A 15,653-nucleotide genomic window follows, 5' to 3' on the forward strand; every position below is an offset into this window, starting at 1 on the left:
CCCGCGATGAATACCACCACCACCGTGCACGCACTGCCCGCCCCCGGCGGCCACGACCTGCGCGACGCGCGCAACGACCGCCTGTTCCGCTACGCGCTGGTCGCCTGCGTGGCCTTCGTCCTGGTCGCCCTGGCCGGCGCGGCGCTGTCCATGCTTTGGGGCGGCCGCGAGGCGCTGCAGAGCCAGGGCCTGGACTTCTTCCTTTCGGCCGAATGGAACCCGGTGGAGAACAGGTTCGGCGCGCTGGCGCCGATCTACGGCACCCTGGTCACCGCGCTGATCGCGATGCTGATCGCGGTGCCGGTGAGCTTCGGCATCGCCTTCTTCCTCACCGAGGTGGCGCCGCGCTGGCTGCGCGGGCCGGTCGGCACCGCCATCGAGCTGCTCGCCGGCATCCCCTCGATCATCTACGGCATGTGGGGCCTGTTCGTGCTGGTGCCGGTGATGACCGAGCACGTGACCCCGTTCCTCAACGACACGCTCGGCGAATGGCCGGTGATCGGCCCGCTGTTCCAGGGCCCGCCGCTGGGCATCGGCATGCTCACGGCCGGCTTCGTGCTGTCGATCATGGTCATCCCCTTCATCTCCTCGGTGATGCGCGAGGTGTTCCTGACCGTGCCGACCCGGCTGAAGGAATCGGCCTACGCGCTGGGCTCGACCCGCTGGGAAGTGAGCTGGGACATCGTCCTGCCCTACACCCGCTCGGCAGTGATCGGCGGCATCTTCCTCGGCCTGGGCCGCGCCCTGGGCGAGACCATGGCGGTGGCCTTCGTGATCGGCAACTCGGTGCGGCTGACGCCGTCGCTGCTGGAGCCGGGCACCACCATCGCCGCGCTGATCGCCAACGACTTCGGCGAGGCCACCGAGACCTACCGCTCGGCGCTGCTGCTGCTGGGCTTCGTGCTGTTCATCGTCACCTTCGTGGTGCTCGCCATCGCCCGCTTCATGCTGATGCGGCTGTCGCGCAAGGAGGGCAACTGATGGCCGCCGCCGACCGCCTCTACACCCGTCGCAGGGTCACCAACGCGGTGGCCGTGCTGCTGGCCTGCATCACCGCCCTGTTCGGCCTGTTCTTCCTCGGCTGGATCCTGTGGACCCTGGTCGCCAAGGGCGTGTCCGGCATCAACCCGGACCTGTTCACCCGGATGACCCCGCCGCCGATGGAAGAAGGCGGCCTGGCCAACGCCTTCTTCGGCAGCATGGTGATGTGCCTGATGGCGATCGCCATCGGCACCCCGCTGGGAGTCGCCGCCGGCACCTGGCTGGCCGAGTACGGCAATGCGCGCAAGGCCGGCACCGTGGTGCGCTTCGTCAACGACATCCTGCTGTCGGCGCCGTCGATCGTGCTGGGCCTGTTCGTCTACACCCTGTACGTGATGCAGACCGGCGGCAACTTCTCGGCCTTCGCCGGCGCCCTGGCCCTGGCCTTCATCGTCCTGCCGGTGGTGGTGCGCACCACCGACGAGATGCTGCGCCTGGTCCCGGTGCAGATGCGCGAGGCCGCGCTGTCGCTGGGCATCCCGCAGTGGAAGGTGACCGTGCAGGTGCTGTACCGCAGCGCCAGCGCCGGCATCGTCACCGGCGTGCTGCTGTCGCTGGCGCGCATCTCCGGCGAGACCGCGCCGCTGCTGTTCACCGCGTTCGGCAACCAGTACTGGAACGCCAACATCTTCCAGCCGATGGCCTCGGTGCCGGTGGTGATGTACCAGTTCGCCGGCAGCCCGTACGAGTCCTGGCAGGTGCTGGCCTGGGCCGGCGCCCTGGTGCTGACCGTGTTCGTGCTGCTGGTGAGCCTGGCCGCGCGCGCCCTGCTCCTGCGCAACAAGATCTCCCATGACTGACTTTTCCCGGAACCTGGCCATGAACGAGCTCCACTCCGCAGCCACGCCCATGCAGCGCATCGCCGTGCCGGCGGCGCCGGCCGCGGCCACCGCCGCCCAGGCGCCGGTCAAGCTGTCCGCGCGCGGCCTGGATTTCTACTACGACCGGTTCCACGCGCTGAAGAACATCAGCCTGGACATCCCCGAGAGGCAGGTCACCGCGCTGATCGGCCCGTCCGGTTGCGGCAAGTCGACCCTGTTGCGCGTGTTCAACCGCATCTACGCGCTGTACCCGAAGCTGGAGGCCCGCGGCGAAGTGCTGCTGGACGGCGAGGACATCCTCTCGCCGAAGTACCCGATGAACCGCCTGCGCAGCAAGGTCGGCATGGTGTTCCAGAAGCCGGTGCCGTTCCCGATGACGATCTTCGAGAACGTGGCCTACGGCATCCGCCACCACGAGAAGCTGTCCAGGGCCGAGATGGACGTGCGGGTGGAGCAGGCGCTGCGCCAGGCCGCGCTGTGGGACGAGGTCAAGGACAAGCTCGGGCAGTCCGCGCTGGGCCTGTCCGGCGGCCAGCAGCAGCGCCTGTGCATCGCCCGCGCCGTGGCCCTGCGCCCGGACGTGCTGCTGCTGGACGAGCCGACCTCGGCGCTGGACCCGATCTCCACCAGCCGCATCGAGCAACTGGTGGAGGAACTGAAGAAGGACTACACCATCGCCATCGTCACCCACAACATGCAGCAGGCCGCGCGCGTGTCCGACTACACCGCGTTCATGTACCTGGGCGACCTGGTCGAGCACGACCGCACCCAGGTCATCTTCTCCAGCCCCTCGAAGCAGCAGACCGAGGACTACATCACCGGGAGGTTCGGGTGAGGCAGGCTGCTTGCGCGGCACTGCCGCGCAGCCTGCCGAACGCCCGGCCATGGATGGCCGGGCCGGGCTCTCCGGAGCCAGCGCCGTGACGCCAGGGACGGCCACCACTCGCATCACTATTCGGGAACCGCAATGACCACCCAACACGGACACATCGTCAAGAGCTACGACGAAGAGCAGCGCCAGCTGGTCGAGGAGATCGTGCACATGGGCCAGACCGCGGTGGCGCAGCTGGAAGCGGCGCTGGACGTGGTCGAGCGCCGCGACGACAACGCCGCGCGCCGGATCGTGGCCAACGACGAATCGATCGACGAGGCCGAGCGCCGGATCAGCCACGACGTGATGCTGCTGGCGTTGCGCGGGCCGATGGCGCGCGACCTGCGCGAAATCCTGGCCGGGCTGCGCATCCCGGCCGACATCGAACGCATCGGCGACTACGCCGCCAACGTCGCCAAGCGCTCGATCGCGCTCAATGCCGCGCCGCCGATGCCGCACGTTTCCGGCCTGCGCGCCCTGGGGCTGCTCGCCGCCGGCCAGGTCCGCCAGGCCCTGCGCGCCTACAGCGACGGCGATGGCGAGCTGGCCCTGCAGGTGCGCGAGAACGATGCCCGGCTTGACCAGCAGCACACCGCGCTGTTCCGCGAGCTGTTGACCTACATGATGGAAGACCCGCGCAACATCACCCCGTGCACGCACCTGCTGTTCATGGCCAAGAACCTGGAGCGGATCGGCGACCACGCCACCAACATCGCCGAGAACGTCTGGTTCCTGCTGCACGGCGACCAGGCGCTGCCACCGCGCGACAAGCGCGACGAGACCAGCACCACCAGCGTGACCTGAAGCGGGGCGGCGACGCCCGCCGCCGACGGCACGGCGGCGCCCCGTACGGGGCCCGCCGTCGCCCTTCCACGCAGCGATAACGAGCCCCGGAGCGGGCGGCGTTAGACTGGCGTCCCCACGACGGCCGGCGCGCCGCTTCGCGCCCCCATTCCGGAGCAATCGCCATGTCCAAGCAGAAACCCGCCGCCATCGCACTCGGCACCGCCCTGGCAGGCCTGGCCCTGGGCGGCGGCGCGTTCGCCATGGAGCCGCTGGCCCAGGGCTACATGCTCGCCGCCGGCGAAGCCGCCAAGGCCCAGGAGGGCAAGTGCGGCGAAGGCAAGTGCGGCATCGAGAAGGTCGATACCGACAAGGACGGGCGCATCTCGCAGGCCGAGTTCGCCGCCGCCCATCCCGACAAGGCCGACCAGTTCGCGAAGATCGACGCCAACGCCGACGGCTTCATCGACGAGGCCGAGCGCAAGGCGCACCACGCGGCCAAGGGCAGCGAGGGCAAGTGCGGCGAGCAGACCGGCAAGGCCAGCGAGGGCAAGTGCGGGGAAGGCAAGTGCGGCGAGGGCAAGTGCGGCGGGACGGTGGGAATTTTCCCGGTTGGAGTTTCTCACCGACTGCCGATGACTTTGCCTGACGCCAGCGCCGGACTGGGACTGCGGCGCGCGATGCTCGACGAGCTGCGCGCCGCGCCCGCCGGTGCCTTCGATTTCCTCGAATGCGCGCCGGACAACTGGATCGGCGTGGGCGGGCGGCTGGGCGAGGCACTGGACGACCTGTCGGCGCGGCATCCACTGACCTGCCACGGCCTGTCGCTCTCGCTCGGCGGCCCCGCGCCGCTGGACGAGGTGTTCCTGGCCAAGACCCGCCGCTTCCTCGACCGCCACCGGGTGTCGCTGTACAGCGAGCACCTGAGCGCCTGCAGCGACGCGACAGGCCACCTGTACGACCTGATGCCGGTGCCGTTCACCGAAGCGGCCGTGCGCCACGTCGCCACGCGCATCGGCCGGGTGCAGGACCTGCTCGGCCGCCGCATCGCGGTGGAGAACGTCTCCTACTACGCCGCCCTGCCGGTGGCGCCTGCGCAGGCGCTGGAGGAGGCGGACTTCGTCAACGCGGTGCTGGCCGAGGCCGACTGTGACCTGCTGCTGGACGTGAACAACGTCTACGTCAACGCGGTCAACCACGGCTACGACGCGCGCGTCTTCCTGGCGCGGATGCCGTGCGCGCGCATCGCCTCGTACCATATCGCCGGCCACTACGACGAAGCCGACGACCTGAAGGTCGACACCCACGGCGCGCCGGTGAAGGACGCCGTCTGGAGCCTGCTCGCCGAGGCCTACCGCCTGCACGGCGTTCGCCCCACCCTGCTCGAGCGCGACTTCAATCTGCCGCCTCTTCCGGTGCTGCTGGACGAGGTCGAGCGCATCCGCCAGCTGCAGCGCGAGGCCGCCGGCGTGGCGCCGGCGGGCGTGGCCCATGCCTGAGCCGGCGGACCCGCCGGCGGCGTTCGCCGCGCCCCTGCGCGATCCGCAGGGGCATCCGGCGCCGCCGGGCATCGAGCCACGGCGGATGGCGGTGTACCGCGAGCTGTTCTTCAACAACATCACCGGCCTGCTCGGTGGCAATTTCCCGGTGATCCGCCGGACCCTGGGTGAGGACGCCTGGCGGGCGCTGGTGCGGCGCTTCTACGCCGGGCACGCGGCACGCACGCCGCTGTTCCCGGAACTGGCGCGCGAGTTCATCCGCTTCCTGGAAGCCTGCGGCGACGACGCCGGGCCGCCCTGGCTGCTGGAGCTGGCGCACTACGAGTGGATCGAACTGGCGGTGCAGGTCGACGACAGCCCGTTGCCAGCGCACGATCCCGGCGGCGACCTGCTCGAAGGCGTGCCGGTGGTGTCGCCCTGGATCCGCGCCCTGGCCTACCGCTGGCCCGTCCACACGATCGGGCCGCAGCACCGGCCCGATGAAGCGCCGGCGACACCGACCCTGCTGCTGGTCCGCCGCGACCACGATGGCCAGGCCCGTTTCGCGGCGATCTCGCCATTGGTCTACCGGCTGCTGGAGCTGCTGGGCGAAGGCGGGCGCAGCGGCCGCGCGCACCTGGCCGCACTGGCGGAGGAAGCGGGCGTGCCGGCCGACACCGGCTTCATCGACCAGGGCGCGGCGATGCTAGAACGCATGCGCGGCGAAGCCACCCTCCTCGGCACCCTCCCCCGCAGCAGCCCCCTGTAGGAGCCCACTTCAGGGGGCGACCCGATGCGGCCGGGATACGCGGTGTCCAACGCGCAGCCTCCGGAGCGGCCGCGTGCAACACCGCTGCGTCCGCCCCCGTCGGGTCGCCCCCTGAAGTGGGCTCCTACAAAAGGCATCGCGGCGGGCGGCCGGGCCGGCCGCTCTGCTAACCTTTCCGCATGAGCGAAACCGACCTGGAAACTCCTGCCGAGATCGAGGCGCCGACCGGCCCGCCGGGCGCGATGGCGCGCCGTTTCCGTGGTTTCCTGCCGGTGGTGGTGGACGTGGAGACCGGCGGCTTCGACTGGAACCGGCACGCGCTGCTGGAAATGGCCGCGGTGCCGATCGAGCTGGACGAACAGGGCCTGTTCGTTCCCGGCAAGACCGCCAGCGCGCATTTCATCCCCGCGCCGGGCACCGAGATCGACCCCAAATCGCTGGAAGTCACCGGCATCGTCCTGGACCACCCGTTCCGCCTGGCCAAGCCCGAACGCGACGGCCTGGGCTACGTGTTCAACCACGTGCGCGCCGCGGTGCGCCGGCACGGCTGCCAGCGCGCGATCCTGGTCGGGCACAACGCCCACTTCGACCTGAACTTCGTCAACGCCGCGGTCGCGCGCAGCGGGCACAAGCGCAACCCGTTCCATCCCTTCAGCGTGTTCGACACGGTGACCCTGGCCGGAATCGCCTACGGCCAGACCGTGCTGGCGCGCGCGATGCAGGCCGCCGGCTTCGACTGGAACGCGGACGACGCGCACTCGGCGGTGTACGACGCCGAGCAGACCGCGAAGCTGTTCTGCCGCATCGCCAACGCCTGGCCGTCGCCGCTGCCGGGCTAGCCGCGCTGCCGCACCGCCTCGAACAGGCACACGCCGGCGGCCACCGAGACGTTGAGACTCTCGATCTCGCCCGGCATCGGGATCCGCACCAGGCCGTCGCAGTGCTCGCGGGTGAGCCGGCGCAGGCCTTCGGCCTCGCCGCCCAGCACCAGCGCGACATTGCCCTTGAGGTCCAGCGAATACAGGTCCGGCTCGGCCTCGCCGGCCAGGCCGTAGATCCACACGCCCAGCTTCTGCAGCTCGCGCAGCGTGCGCGAGAGGTTGGTCACCGACACCACCGGCAGGCGGTCGGCGGCGCCGGCCGAGGTCTTGCGCACGGTGGCGTTCACCGGCGCCGACTTGTCCTTGGGGATCACCACCGCGGTGGCGCCGGCCGCCGCCGCGCTGCGCAGGCAGGCGCCGAGGTTGTGCGGGTCCTGCACGCCGTCGAGCACCAGCAGCAGCGCCCGGCCTTCGGCCGCTTCGACCAGGCCAGCCAGCTCGTGCTCGTCCCAGGTCTTCGCCGCGGCGTAGCGCGCGGCCACGCCCTGGTGGCGGACGTTGCCGCCGATCCCGTCCAGCGCCTGGGTGGCGACCCTGCGCACCTCGATCCCGCGGCGCCGCGCCTGCTCCTCGATCTCGACCAGGCGCGGGTTGCGCCCACCGGACTCGACCAGCACCTCACGCACGTGTTCGGCGTCGTGCTCGACGGCCGAAGCCACGGCGTTGACGCCGACGATCCACTGGTTCTGCTTGCTGCTCATGCTGCGCGTGCCGCCGGGGGAAGGCCGGCATTATCGCACCGGCCGCGCATCCCGACGCTACGGCCGCAGAACCGGACGCCCCGCGCTCAGTATTTCTGCTTGGCCCGCTTCGCCGGCTGGCCGCGGGGTGGCAGCGGCGGCAGCCCGCCACCGTCCTTTTCCTTGTCCTCGACCAGGCGGAAATCGATCTTTCGGTCCTCCATGCTCGCCTTGAGCACGATGATCCGGACCCGGTCGCCAAGCCGGAACTGCATCCCACGGCGCTCGCCCGACAGCGTCTTGCGCACCGCGTCGAAGTGGTAATAGTCGTGCGGCAGCTGGGTCACGTGGACCAGGCCGTTGACCTTGGACTGGTCCAGCTCGACGAACAGGCCAAAGCTGGTCACCCCGCTGATCACCCCGTCGAACTGCCCGCCGACGTGCTTTTCCATCCACGCGGCGCGGTAGCGCTCGTCGACCTCGCGCTCGGCCTCGTCGGCGCGGCGCTCGCGCTCGGAGCACTGCAGCGCCAGCGCGGCCATGTCGCGCGCCGAATAGCGGAACGCCTCCGGCTTCTGCTTCGACAGGCCGTGCTTGATCGCGCGGTGGACCAGCAGGTCCGGGTAGCGGCGGATCGGCGAGGTGAAGTGGGCATACGCCTCCAGCGCCAGGCCGAAGTGGCCGGCGTTGTCCGGCGAATACACCGCCAGGCTCTGGCTGCGCAGCAGCACCGACTCGAGCAGGGTCGCGTCGGCGCGGTCACGGACCTTCTTCAGCAACCGGGTGAAATCGCCCGGGGTGACCTTGCTCCACGCCGGCATCGACAGCTTGAATTCCTTGAGGAACTCGAGCAGGTCGGCGTACTTGGCCTCCGGCGGCTTCTCGTGGATGCGGTACGGCGCCGGGATGTGCGCCTTCAGCAGGAACCGCGCCGCCTCGACGTTGGCCGCGATCATGCATTCCTCGATCAGCTTGTGCGCGTCGTTGCGCAGCAGCATCCCGGCCTGGGTGACCTCGCCACGGTTGTCCAGGACGAAGCGCACCTCGGAGGATTCGAATTCGATCGCACCGCGCCGCGCGCGCGCCTTGGCCAGCACCTGGTAGAGCTGGTGCAGCCGCTGCACGTGCGGCAGCAGCGCGCCGACCTGCGCCTGGGCCTCGGCGTCGTCCTCGCCCACCGCCTTCCACACCTGGGTGTAGGTCAGGCGCGCGTGCGAGTTCATCACCGCCTCGTAGAACTTCGAGCGGGTCACCTCGCCGTCGTGGTCCACCTGCATGTCGCAGACGAAGCACATGCGGTCGACCTTCGGGTTCAGCGAGCAGATGCCGTTGGACAGGGTCTCCGGCAGCATCGGCACCACGAAGCCGGGGAAGTACACCGAAGTGGCGCGCTTCTGCGCCTCCTCATCCAGCGGCGCGCCGGGGCGCACGTAGTGGGAGACGTCGGCGATGGCCACGACCAGGCGGAAGCCGGCCTTGTTGACCTCGCAGTACACCGCGTCGTCGAAGTCCTTGGCGTCCTCTCCGTCGATCGTCACCAGCGGGGTGGCGCGCAGGTCGACGCGGTCGCCGATCATGTCCGGCTCGACCGTGAGCGGCACCGCGGTGGCCTCGTCCAGCACCTGCGGCGGGAATTCGTGCGGCAGGTCGTGGCCGTGGATCGCCGCCTCGACCACCAGCGAAGGAGTGAGGCTGTCGCCCAGCACCGCCACCACCTTGCCGATCGGCGGGCGCCGCGCATCCGGCGCCTGGACCAGTTCGCACACCACCAGTTGGCCTTCGCGCGCGCCGCCGGTGCCGTCCGGCGGCACCTGCACGTTGCGCTGCATGCGGCGGTCGTCGGGGACCACGAAGCTGATCCCGGCCTCGCTGCCGAAGCGGCCGATCAGGCGCGAGACGCGGCGCTCAAGCACGCGGGCGATGCTGCCCTCGCGGCGGCCGCGGCGGTCGATGCCGGTGACGTTGGCCAGCGCGCGGTCGCCGTGCATGACCTTGCGCATCTCGTACGGCGGCAGGAACAGGTCGTCGCCGCCACCGGCGTCCGGGCGCAGGAAGCCGAAGCCTTCCGGGTTGGCGATCACCGTGCCGGCGATCAGGTCGGTGGCCTCGACCGGGGCGAAGCCGCCGCGCCGGTTCTGGATCAGCTGGCCGTCGCGGACCATCGCGCCCAGGCGCTTGCCGAGGGCATCGAAGCGATCGGCCTCGGTGAGGCCGAGCAGCCGCGCCAGGTCCTCGGCCGTCTGCGGGCCTTCGGCCTGGTCGAGCGTGGCCAGGATGGCCTCGCGGCTGGCGATGGGATTGGCGTAGCGGTCGGCTTCGCGCGCAGCGTGCGGGTCGTGGAAGCGGCCGCGCGGCTGCGACGGTGCGCGTGGCGGTGGCGCGGTCTTCGCCGTGCGTCCGGAGCCCGCGCCAGGCGGCGGTTCCGGCATCCACGGGGGCAGCTTTGGCGCCGCCTGGCGCTTGCCCGCCGCCTTGCCGGCCTTCGCTGCACCCTTGCCTGCGCCCTTGCCCGTGCCCGTGGCGCCGGCGCCCTTGCGGCCGGAGCCGCCCGCGGCCTTCCCGCCGCGATTGCCGTTGTTCTTCATGCCACGATCCTACACCCCCGCTCCGCCTCCGCCGCGCGCAGCCGCCGAGGCGTTGACAAGATTTCGCCGACCCCCCAGAATGCGCGGCCTCACCTGCCCAGGTGGCGGAATTGGTAGACGCACTAGTTTCAGGTACTAGCGGGTAAAACCGTGGAGGTTCGAGTCCTCTCCTGGGCACCAAGACAGAGTTCCGGAACGTCCCGAGGGACAGCACGGAACAGCAGGAACCCCGCTCCGGCGGGGTTTTTTCGTTTCCGGGACCGGCATTCCCGCGCCAGCGGCGCCACGGCGACCGCCACGGCCGGCTACGATGTCCGGTTCCAGCCCCGTGTCCCGCGACCACGCATGGATCCACAGCAGATCGTCTTCCTCCTCATCCTGGGCACCGCGCTGGCGCTGTTCGTCAGCGGCCGCCTGCGCGTGGACGTGGTGGCGATGCTGACCCTGCTGGCGCTGGCGCTCACCGGCATCCTCGATGCGAAGCAGGCGCTGGCCGGCTTCTCCAGCGAGCCGGCGATCATCGTGGCGGCGGTGTTCGTGCTCTCGGCCGGGCTGTCGGCGACCGGGATCAACGACCGCATCGGCGCCGCGATCGGCCGCGCCGCCGGCGGCAGCGAGTGGCGCACCATCGCGGTGGTGATGCCGGCCACCGCGCTGCTGGCCGCGTTCTCGCACCACGTGATGGTCACCGCGATGATGCTGCCGATCCTGATGCGGCTGGCACGCGAGCAGAAGCTGGCCGCCTCGCGGCTGCTGATGCCGATGTCGCTGGCCGCCTCGCTCGGCACCACCCTGACCCTGTTCAGCGCGCCGGCCTTCCTGCTCGCCGGCGACCTGCTCAAGCGCGCCGACGGCTCCGGCCTGGGCATCTTCGCCATCACCCCGATCGGCCTCGTGCTGGTGCTGCTGGGCACGGCCTACATGCTGCTGGGCCGCTGGCTGCTGCCGCGGCGCATGGGCGAAGCCACCCCGTCCGACCCACTGCGCCTGGACCGCTACTACACCGAACTGCTGGTCGAGCCGGGTTCGCCGTGGATCGGCCGCACCCGCGAAGCGTTCGAGACGACCTTCGCCGGGCGCCTGCAGGTGGTGGACTGGCTGCGCCACGGCGTGCGCCGCCAGCGCCAGGAAGCCGGCAGCCCGCTGGAAGACGGCGACGTGCTGCTGGTGCGCGCCTCGCCCGACGGCATCGCCTCGATCAGCGGCGAACCCGGGCTGGCCCTGTACGCGGTGGCCAAGTACGGCGACAAGCCCAGCGACGACCGCCGCACCGAAGTGCTCGGCGAGGAACAGCTGGTGCAGGCGGTGGTCGCGCCGAACTCCGAATTCATCGGCCGCAGCGTGGCCGACATCGACTTCCTGCGCACACTGGGCGTGGTCGTGGTCGGCCTGTGGCGGCGCGAGGGCTGGCTGCACGGCGAACTTTCCGGTGTGCGCCTGGCCGAAGGCGACCTGCTGGTGCTGTGGGGCCGGCAGCTGGACTTCGCGCCGCTGGCCACGCACCACGGCTTCCTGATGCTGCTGCCGTTCGAAGGCGAGCAGAAGCCGCGCCGGCGCGCGCCGGTGGCGCTGGCGATCATGGCCGCCACCGTGGCCGCCGCCGCCACCGGGCTGCTGCCGCCGCAGATCGCCTTCCTCGCCGGCGCGGTGGCGATGGTCCTGAGCCGCTGCGTGCCGATCGAGCGCGCCTACCAGCAGATCGACGTGCGCATCTTCGTGATGATCGCCGGCGTGATCCCGCTGGGCATCGCCATGGAACAGACCGGCACGGCGAAGCTGGTGGCCGACCTGCTGCAGGGGCACGCGGCCGGGTGGCCGGTGTTCGTGCTGCTGCTGGTGATGTTCGGCGCCGCCGCGCTGCTGACCCAGGTCCTGTCCGACGCGGCCACCACCGTGCTGCTGGCGCCGATCGCCCTGGCCCTGGCGCAGGGCCTGGGCCTGCCGCCGACCCCGTTCGTGGTCTGCACCGCGATGGGCGCGGTGGCCTCGTTCCTGACCCCGATCGGCCACCACGGCAACCTGCTGATCCTGGACCCGGGGCAGTACACCTTCGGCGACTTCCTGCGCGTGGGCGTGCCGCTGACCACCGCCATCGCCCTGGCCACGGCCTGGATGGCGCGCTGGCTGTGGCTGGGCGGCCCGCTGCTGCCGGGCGCGGCCGGCTGAGAGCGGCGGGCGGCAAGGCGGACGGGCAGGACGGGTAGAATCGACGCCCTGTCCCGCCGCTTCGCCCTGCAATGACCGAAACCATCCGCCCCACCTTCCACGGCTTCGAACAGATCCCGCTGCGCGAGTACGCCGAACGCGCCTACCTGGACTATTCGATGTACGTGGTCCTGGACCGCGCCCTGCCCTTCGTCGGCGACGGGCTCAAGCCGGTGCAGCGGCGCATCATCTATTCGATGAGCGAACTGGGACTCAACGCCGCGGCCAAGCCGAAGAAGTCCGCGCGCACCGTCGGCGACGTGATCGGCAAGTACCACCCGCACGGCGACTCGGCCTGCTACGAAGCGCTGGTGCTGATGGCCCAGCCGTTTTCCTACCGCTACCCGCTGATCGAAGGCCAGGGCAACTTCGGCTCCACCGAGGACCCCAAGTCGTTCGCGGCGATGCGCTACACCGAATCCAAGCTGACCCCGATCGCCGAGGTGCTGCTGGGCGAGCTGGGCCAGGGTACGGTGGACTGGGTGCCGAACTTCGACGGCACCCTGGAGGAGCCGAGCTGGATGCCGGCGCGGCTGCCGCACCTGCTGCTCAACGGCACCACCGGCATTGCAGTCGGCATGGCCACCGACGTGCCGCCGCACAACCTCAACGAAGTGGTCAGCGCCTGCGTGCGCCTGCTCGACGACCCCGACGCCAGCGTCGCCGACCTGTGCGAACACGTGCGCGGCCCGGACTACCCGACCAGCGCCGAGATCATCACCCCGGCCGCCGACCTGCGCGCGATGTACGAGAGCGGCAACGGCAGCGTGCGCGCCCGCGCCACCTGGACCAAGGAAGCCAGCGGCAACTTCGTGGTCACCGCCCTGCCCTACCAGGTCTCGCCATCGAAGGTGATCGAGCAGATCGCCGCGCAGATGCGCGCCAAGAAGCTGCCGTGGCTGGAGGACATCCGCGACGAGTCCGACCACGCCAACCCGGTGCGGGTGGTGCTGGTGCCGCGCTCCAACCGGGTCGACGCCGGGCAGCTGATGGGCCACCTGTTCGCCACCACCGACCTGGAGCGCAGCTACCGGGTCAACCTCAACGTGATCGGGCTGGACGGCAAGCCGGCGGTCAAGAACCTGCGCACGCTGCTGGACGAATGGCTGGCCTTCCGCACCGACACCGTGGTGCGCCGGCTCAAGCACCGCCAGGAACGCGTCGAGCGCCGCCTGCACCTGCTGCAAGGCCTGCTGGTGGCGTTCCTCAACCTGGACGAGGTGATCCGGATCATCCGCACCGAGGACGAGCCGAAGGCGGCGCTGATCGCGCGCTTCGGGCTGTCCGAGGAACAGGCCGACTACATCCTCGAGACGAAGCTGAAGCAGCTCGCCCGCCTGGAGGAGATGAAGATCCGCGGCGAGCAGGACGAACTGGCGAAGGAGCTGGAGCGCATCGTCGCCCTCCTCGACAGCAAGGCGAAGCTGAAGAAGCTGGTCAAGGACGAACTGCTGGCCGACGCGAAGAAGTTCGGCGACGGGCGTCGTTCGCCGCTGGTGCAGCGCGACGCGGCCCAGGCGATCGACGAGACCGAGCTGGTGCCGAGCGAGCCGATGACCGTGGTGCTGTCGGAGAAGGGCTGGATCCGCGCGGCCAAGGGCCACGACGTCGATGCGGCCGGGCTGTCGTACCGCGAAGGCGATTCGCTGCTGGCCGCGGTGAAGAGCCGCAGCACCCAGCAGGTGGCCTTCCTCGACTCGCAGGGCCGCAGCTATTCCACCGCGGTGCACACCCTGCCCTCGGCGCGCGGCAACGGCGAACCGCTCACCGGCCGCTTCTCGCCGGCCGCCGGTGCCGGCTTCCAGGCCATGGCCAGCGGCGACAACGACACCCGCTTCGTGCTCGCGTCCTCGCACGGCTACGGCTTCGTGACCCGCTTCGAGAACCTCACCGGCCGCAACAAGGCTGGCAAGGCCATGCTCAACCTCACCCCGAACGCGAAGGTGCTGCAGCCGGCCGCGGTGGCCAGCATGGAGCGCGACCGGATCGTGGCGGTGACCAGCGCCGGCCACCTGCTGGCGATCCCCGCCGGCGAGCTGCCGGAGCTGGACAAGGGCAAGGGCAACAAGCTGATCGACATCCCCAAGGCCAAGCTCGGCACCGAGCGCGTGGTCGCGGTGGCCGCGGTGGCGCCGGGCCAGACCCTGCAGGTGCGCAGCGGGCAGCGGACGATGTCGCTCTCGTTCAAGGACCTGGACGAATACCTGGGCACGCGCGCGACGCGTGGCGGGCTGCTGCCGCGGGGATGGCAGAAGGTGGACGGCCTGGCCGTCGACTGACGCGAGGAACCGCGATGGAATCCGATTTCTGGTTGCAGCGCTGGAACGAGGGCCGCATCGGCTTCCACCTCGACCAGGTGATGCCGCTGCTGCGGAAGCACTGGGCCAGCCTCGGCGTGCCCGCCGGCGGCCGCGTGTTCGTGCCGCTGGCCGGCAAGACCCTGGACATGCACTGGCTGGCGGCGCAGGGGCACGAAGTGCTGGGCGCGGAGTTGTCGCCGCTGGCGGTGCAGGCGTTCTTCGCCGAGGCGGGGCTGCAGCCTGCCATCCACGCGGACGCCGAAGGAGTGCACCATCGCGCCGGCACGCTCGACCTGGTCGCGGGCGACGTGTTCGCACTGTCCGCGGACCTGCTGGGCACGATGGACGCGGTCTACGACCGCGCCGCGCTCGTCGCCCTGCCAGCTGAAATGCGCCGGCGCTACGTGGCCGAGGTGTACGCGCGGCTGCCACGCGGCTGCCGCGGGCTGCTGGTCACCCTGGAGTATCCGCAGGCGGAAATCGAAGGCCCGCCGTTCTCGGTGGAAGAAGCGGAAGTGCGCGACCTGTTCGCGCGGGACTGGGAGGTCGAACTGCTGGAACGGCGCGACATCCTCGCCCAGGAGCCGCGCTTCCGCGAAGGCGGCGCCAGCGCGCTGACGACCGCGGTGTACAACTTGCGGCGGCGCTGAACGCAGATCGCACCACCCGGTCTACCGCACCGTCCGCAACCGCCCCCCGTAGAGCGGGGCTTGCCCCGCCGTTCCCCTGCCCGGTTGCAGTCAGCCGTGCGCCGGCCCGCCGTCGCCGTCGATCTTCGACAGCTGGTAGTTCTCCAGGCCGATGCGCTTGATCAGGCCCAGCTGCTGCTCCAGCCACCAGGCGTGGTCTTCCTCGGTGTCCTTCAGCTGGGCCAGCAGCATGTCGCGGCTGACGTAGTCCTGCTCCTGCTCGCACAGCTTCATGCCGGCGGCGAGGTTGGCGCGGACCTGGTATTCGACCTGCAGATCGGCCTCGAGCATCTCGACCACGGTCTTCCCCGGCGTGAACGCATGCGGACGCATGTCCGGGTCGCCTTCCAGGAACAGGATCCGGCGCAGGATCGCGTCGGCGTGTTCGGTCTCTTCCTGCATCTCGTGGCTGATGCGCTCGTACAGGGCTTTCAGGCCCAGGTCCTCGTAACGGCGCGAATGCAGGAAATACTGGTCGCGTGCGGCCAGTTCGCCGCGCAGCAGTTCCTTCAGGCAGTCGATGACTTCGGGATGGCCTTTCATGGTCGCC

Annotated in this window: 13 protein-coding genes, 1 tRNA gene and 1 pseudogene; 12 read left to right on the forward strand and 3 right to left on the reverse strand. The window is 70.5% G+C overall.

What is annotated here, in order from left to right; translation table 11 throughout:
• The first annotated feature begins 6 nt into the window (after positions 1 to 6).
• From pstC to rnt, 8 genes and pseudogenes are all read left to right on the forward strand, one after another.
• Entirely contained in the window at positions 7 to 981 is a 975-nt protein-coding gene (gene pstC, locus CSC64_RS02305; protein ID WP_162433720.1) for a phosphate ABC transporter permease subunit PstC, read from the forward strand.
• Positions 981 to 1,841, forward strand: coding sequence for a phosphate ABC transporter permease PstA (gene pstA / locus CSC64_RS02310; protein ID WP_162433721.1), 861 nt, complete (start codon positions 981 to 983; stop codon positions 1,839 to 1,841). Before pstC ends, pstA begins: the two co-directional genes overlap by 1 nt.
• A complete protein-coding gene (gene pstB, locus CSC64_RS02315; RefSeq protein WP_425501650.1) occupies positions 1,834 to 2,697 on the forward strand; it encodes a phosphate ABC transporter ATP-binding protein PstB in 864 nt (287 codons plus the stop codon). The genes pstA and pstB overlap by 8 nt, the downstream gene beginning before the upstream one ends.
• A 132-nt stretch (positions 2,698 to 2,829) precedes the next feature.
• Positions 2,830 to 3,537: a phosphate signaling complex protein PhoU gene (gene phoU / locus CSC64_RS02320; RefSeq protein WP_162433723.1), complete on the forward strand. Its 708-nt coding sequence runs from the start codon at positions 2,830 to 2,832 to the stop codon at positions 3,535 to 3,537.
• A 266-nt stretch (positions 3,538 to 3,803) separates the two neighbouring features.
• A pseudogene (locus CSC64_RS14035) lies at positions 3,804 to 4,085 on the forward strand (HvfA family oxazolone/thioamide-modified RiPP metallophore); the annotation flags it as partial.
• A 66-nt stretch (positions 4,086 to 4,151) separates the two neighbouring features.
• A complete protein-coding gene (locus tag CSC64_RS02325) occupies positions 4,152 to 5,015 on the forward strand; it encodes an HvfB family MNIO-type RiPP peptide maturase (protein ID WP_238389723.1) in 864 nt (287 codons plus the stop codon).
• Positions 5,008 to 5,763 carry an HvfC family RiPP maturation protein gene (locus CSC64_RS02330; protein ID WP_162433725.1) on the forward strand — a complete coding sequence of 252 codons (756 nt, stop codon included), beginning with the start codon at positions 5,008 to 5,010 and terminating at the stop codon, positions 5,761 to 5,763. Before CSC64_RS02325 ends, CSC64_RS02330 begins: the two co-directional genes overlap by 8 nt.
• 242 nt (positions 5,764 to 6,005) lie before the next feature.
• Complete coding sequence (gene rnt, locus CSC64_RS02335) at positions 6,006 to 6,602, forward strand: ribonuclease T (RefSeq protein WP_238389724.1); 597 nt, start codon at positions 6,006 to 6,008, stop codon at positions 6,600 to 6,602.
• On the opposite strand, the gene rlmB is transcribed toward rnt, so the two are convergent.
• Both rlmB and rnr read right to left on the reverse strand, forming a co-directional pair.
• Complete coding sequence (gene rlmB / locus CSC64_RS02340) at positions 6,599 to 7,345, reverse strand: 23S rRNA (guanosine(2251)-2'-O)-methyltransferase RlmB (protein WP_162433727.1); 747 nt, start codon at positions 7,343 to 7,345, stop codon at positions 6,599 to 6,601. The genes rnt and rlmB overlap by 4 nt on opposite strands.
• Positions 7,346 to 7,431: 86 nt before the next feature.
• Positions 7,432 to 9,909: a ribonuclease R gene (rnr, locus tag CSC64_RS02345; protein WP_162433728.1), complete on the reverse strand. Its 2,478-nt coding sequence runs from the start codon at positions 9,907 to 9,909 to the stop codon at positions 7,432 to 7,434.
• 95 nt (positions 9,910 to 10,004) lie between these two features.
• On the opposite strand from rnr, the gene CSC64_RS02350 reads away from it, so the two are divergent.
• From CSC64_RS02350 to CSC64_RS02365, 4 genes are all read left to right on the forward strand, one after another.
• Positions 10,005 to 10,089 (forward strand) — tRNA-Leu (locus tag CSC64_RS02350).
• 165 nt (positions 10,090 to 10,254) lie between these two features.
• Positions 10,255 to 12,075 carry an SLC13 family permease gene (locus CSC64_RS02355; RefSeq protein WP_162433729.1) on the forward strand — a complete coding sequence of 607 codons (1,821 nt, stop codon included), beginning with the start codon at positions 10,255 to 10,257 and terminating at the stop codon, positions 12,073 to 12,075.
• A 71-nt stretch (positions 12,076 to 12,146) separates the two neighbouring features.
• Positions 12,147 to 14,393 carry a DNA topoisomerase IV subunit A gene (gene parC / locus CSC64_RS02360; protein ID WP_162433730.1) on the forward strand — a complete coding sequence of 749 codons (2,247 nt, stop codon included), beginning with the start codon at positions 12,147 to 12,149 and terminating at the stop codon, positions 14,391 to 14,393.
• Positions 14,394 to 14,407: 14 nt separating this feature from the next.
• Complete coding sequence (locus tag CSC64_RS02365) at positions 14,408 to 15,064, forward strand: thiopurine S-methyltransferase (RefSeq protein WP_162433731.1); 657 nt, start codon at positions 14,408 to 14,410, stop codon at positions 15,062 to 15,064.
• A gap of 90 nt (positions 15,065 to 15,154) precedes the next feature.
• Here the strand turns inward: CSC64_RS02365 and bfr are convergent, their stop codons facing one another.
• Positions 15,155 to 15,646 (reverse strand): bacterioferritin, encoded by a 492-nt coding sequence (gene bfr / locus CSC64_RS02370; protein ID WP_162433732.1) that lies wholly within the window; start codon positions 15,644 to 15,646, stop codon positions 15,155 to 15,157.
• Positions 15,647 to 15,653: the final 7 nt, after the last annotated feature.

The sequence above is a fragment of the Pseudoxanthomonas koreensis genome (assembly GCF_010093225.1).
GTDB classification, from domain to species: Bacteria; Pseudomonadota; Gammaproteobacteria; order Xanthomonadales; family Xanthomonadaceae; genus Pseudoxanthomonas; species Pseudoxanthomonas koreensis.

What these genes read in the sequence shown, in the direction of transcription:
- pstC (WP_162433720.1), top strand. Translation starts at nt 7, where the DNA reads ATGAATACCACCACCACCGTGCACGCACTGCCCGCCCCCGGCGGCCAC.
- pstA (WP_162433721.1), top strand. Translation starts at nt 981, where the DNA reads ATGGCCGCCGCCGACCGCCTCTACACCCGTCGCAGGGTCACCAACGCG.
- pstB (WP_425501650.1), top strand. Translation starts at nt 1,834, where the DNA reads ATGACTGACTTTTCCCGGAACCTGGCCATGAACGAGCTCCACTCCGCA.
- phoU (WP_162433723.1), top strand. Translation starts at nt 2,830, where the DNA reads ATGACCACCCAACACGGACACATCGTCAAGAGCTACGACGAAGAGCAG.
- CSC64_RS02325 (WP_238389723.1), top strand. Translation starts at nt 4,152, where the DNA reads ATGACTTTGCCTGACGCCAGCGCCGGACTGGGACTGCGGCGCGCGATG.
- CSC64_RS02330 (WP_162433725.1), top strand. Translation starts at nt 5,008, where the DNA reads ATGCCTGAGCCGGCGGACCCGCCGGCGGCGTTCGCCGCGCCCCTGCGC.
- rnt (WP_238389724.1), top strand. Translation starts at nt 6,006, where the DNA reads ATGGCGCGCCGTTTCCGTGGTTTCCTGCCGGTGGTGGTGGACGTGGAG.
- rlmB (WP_162433727.1), bottom strand. Translation starts at nt 7,345, where the DNA reads ATGAGCAGCAAGCAGAACCAGTGGATCGTCGGCGTCAACGCCGTGGCT.
- rnr (WP_162433728.1), bottom strand. Translation starts at nt 9,909, where the DNA reads ATGAAGAACAACGGCAATCGCGGCGGGAAGGCCGCGGGCGGCTCCGGC.
- CSC64_RS02355 (WP_162433729.1), top strand. Translation starts at nt 10,255, where the DNA reads ATGGATCCACAGCAGATCGTCTTCCTCCTCATCCTGGGCACCGCGCTG.
- parC (WP_162433730.1), top strand. Translation starts at nt 12,147, where the DNA reads ATGACCGAAACCATCCGCCCCACCTTCCACGGCTTCGAACAGATCCCG.
- CSC64_RS02365 (WP_162433731.1), top strand. Translation starts at nt 14,408, where the DNA reads ATGGAATCCGATTTCTGGTTGCAGCGCTGGAACGAGGGCCGCATCGGC.
- bfr (WP_162433732.1), bottom strand. Translation starts at nt 15,646, where the DNA reads ATGAAAGGCCATCCCGAAGTCATCGACTGCCTGAAGGAACTGCTGCGC.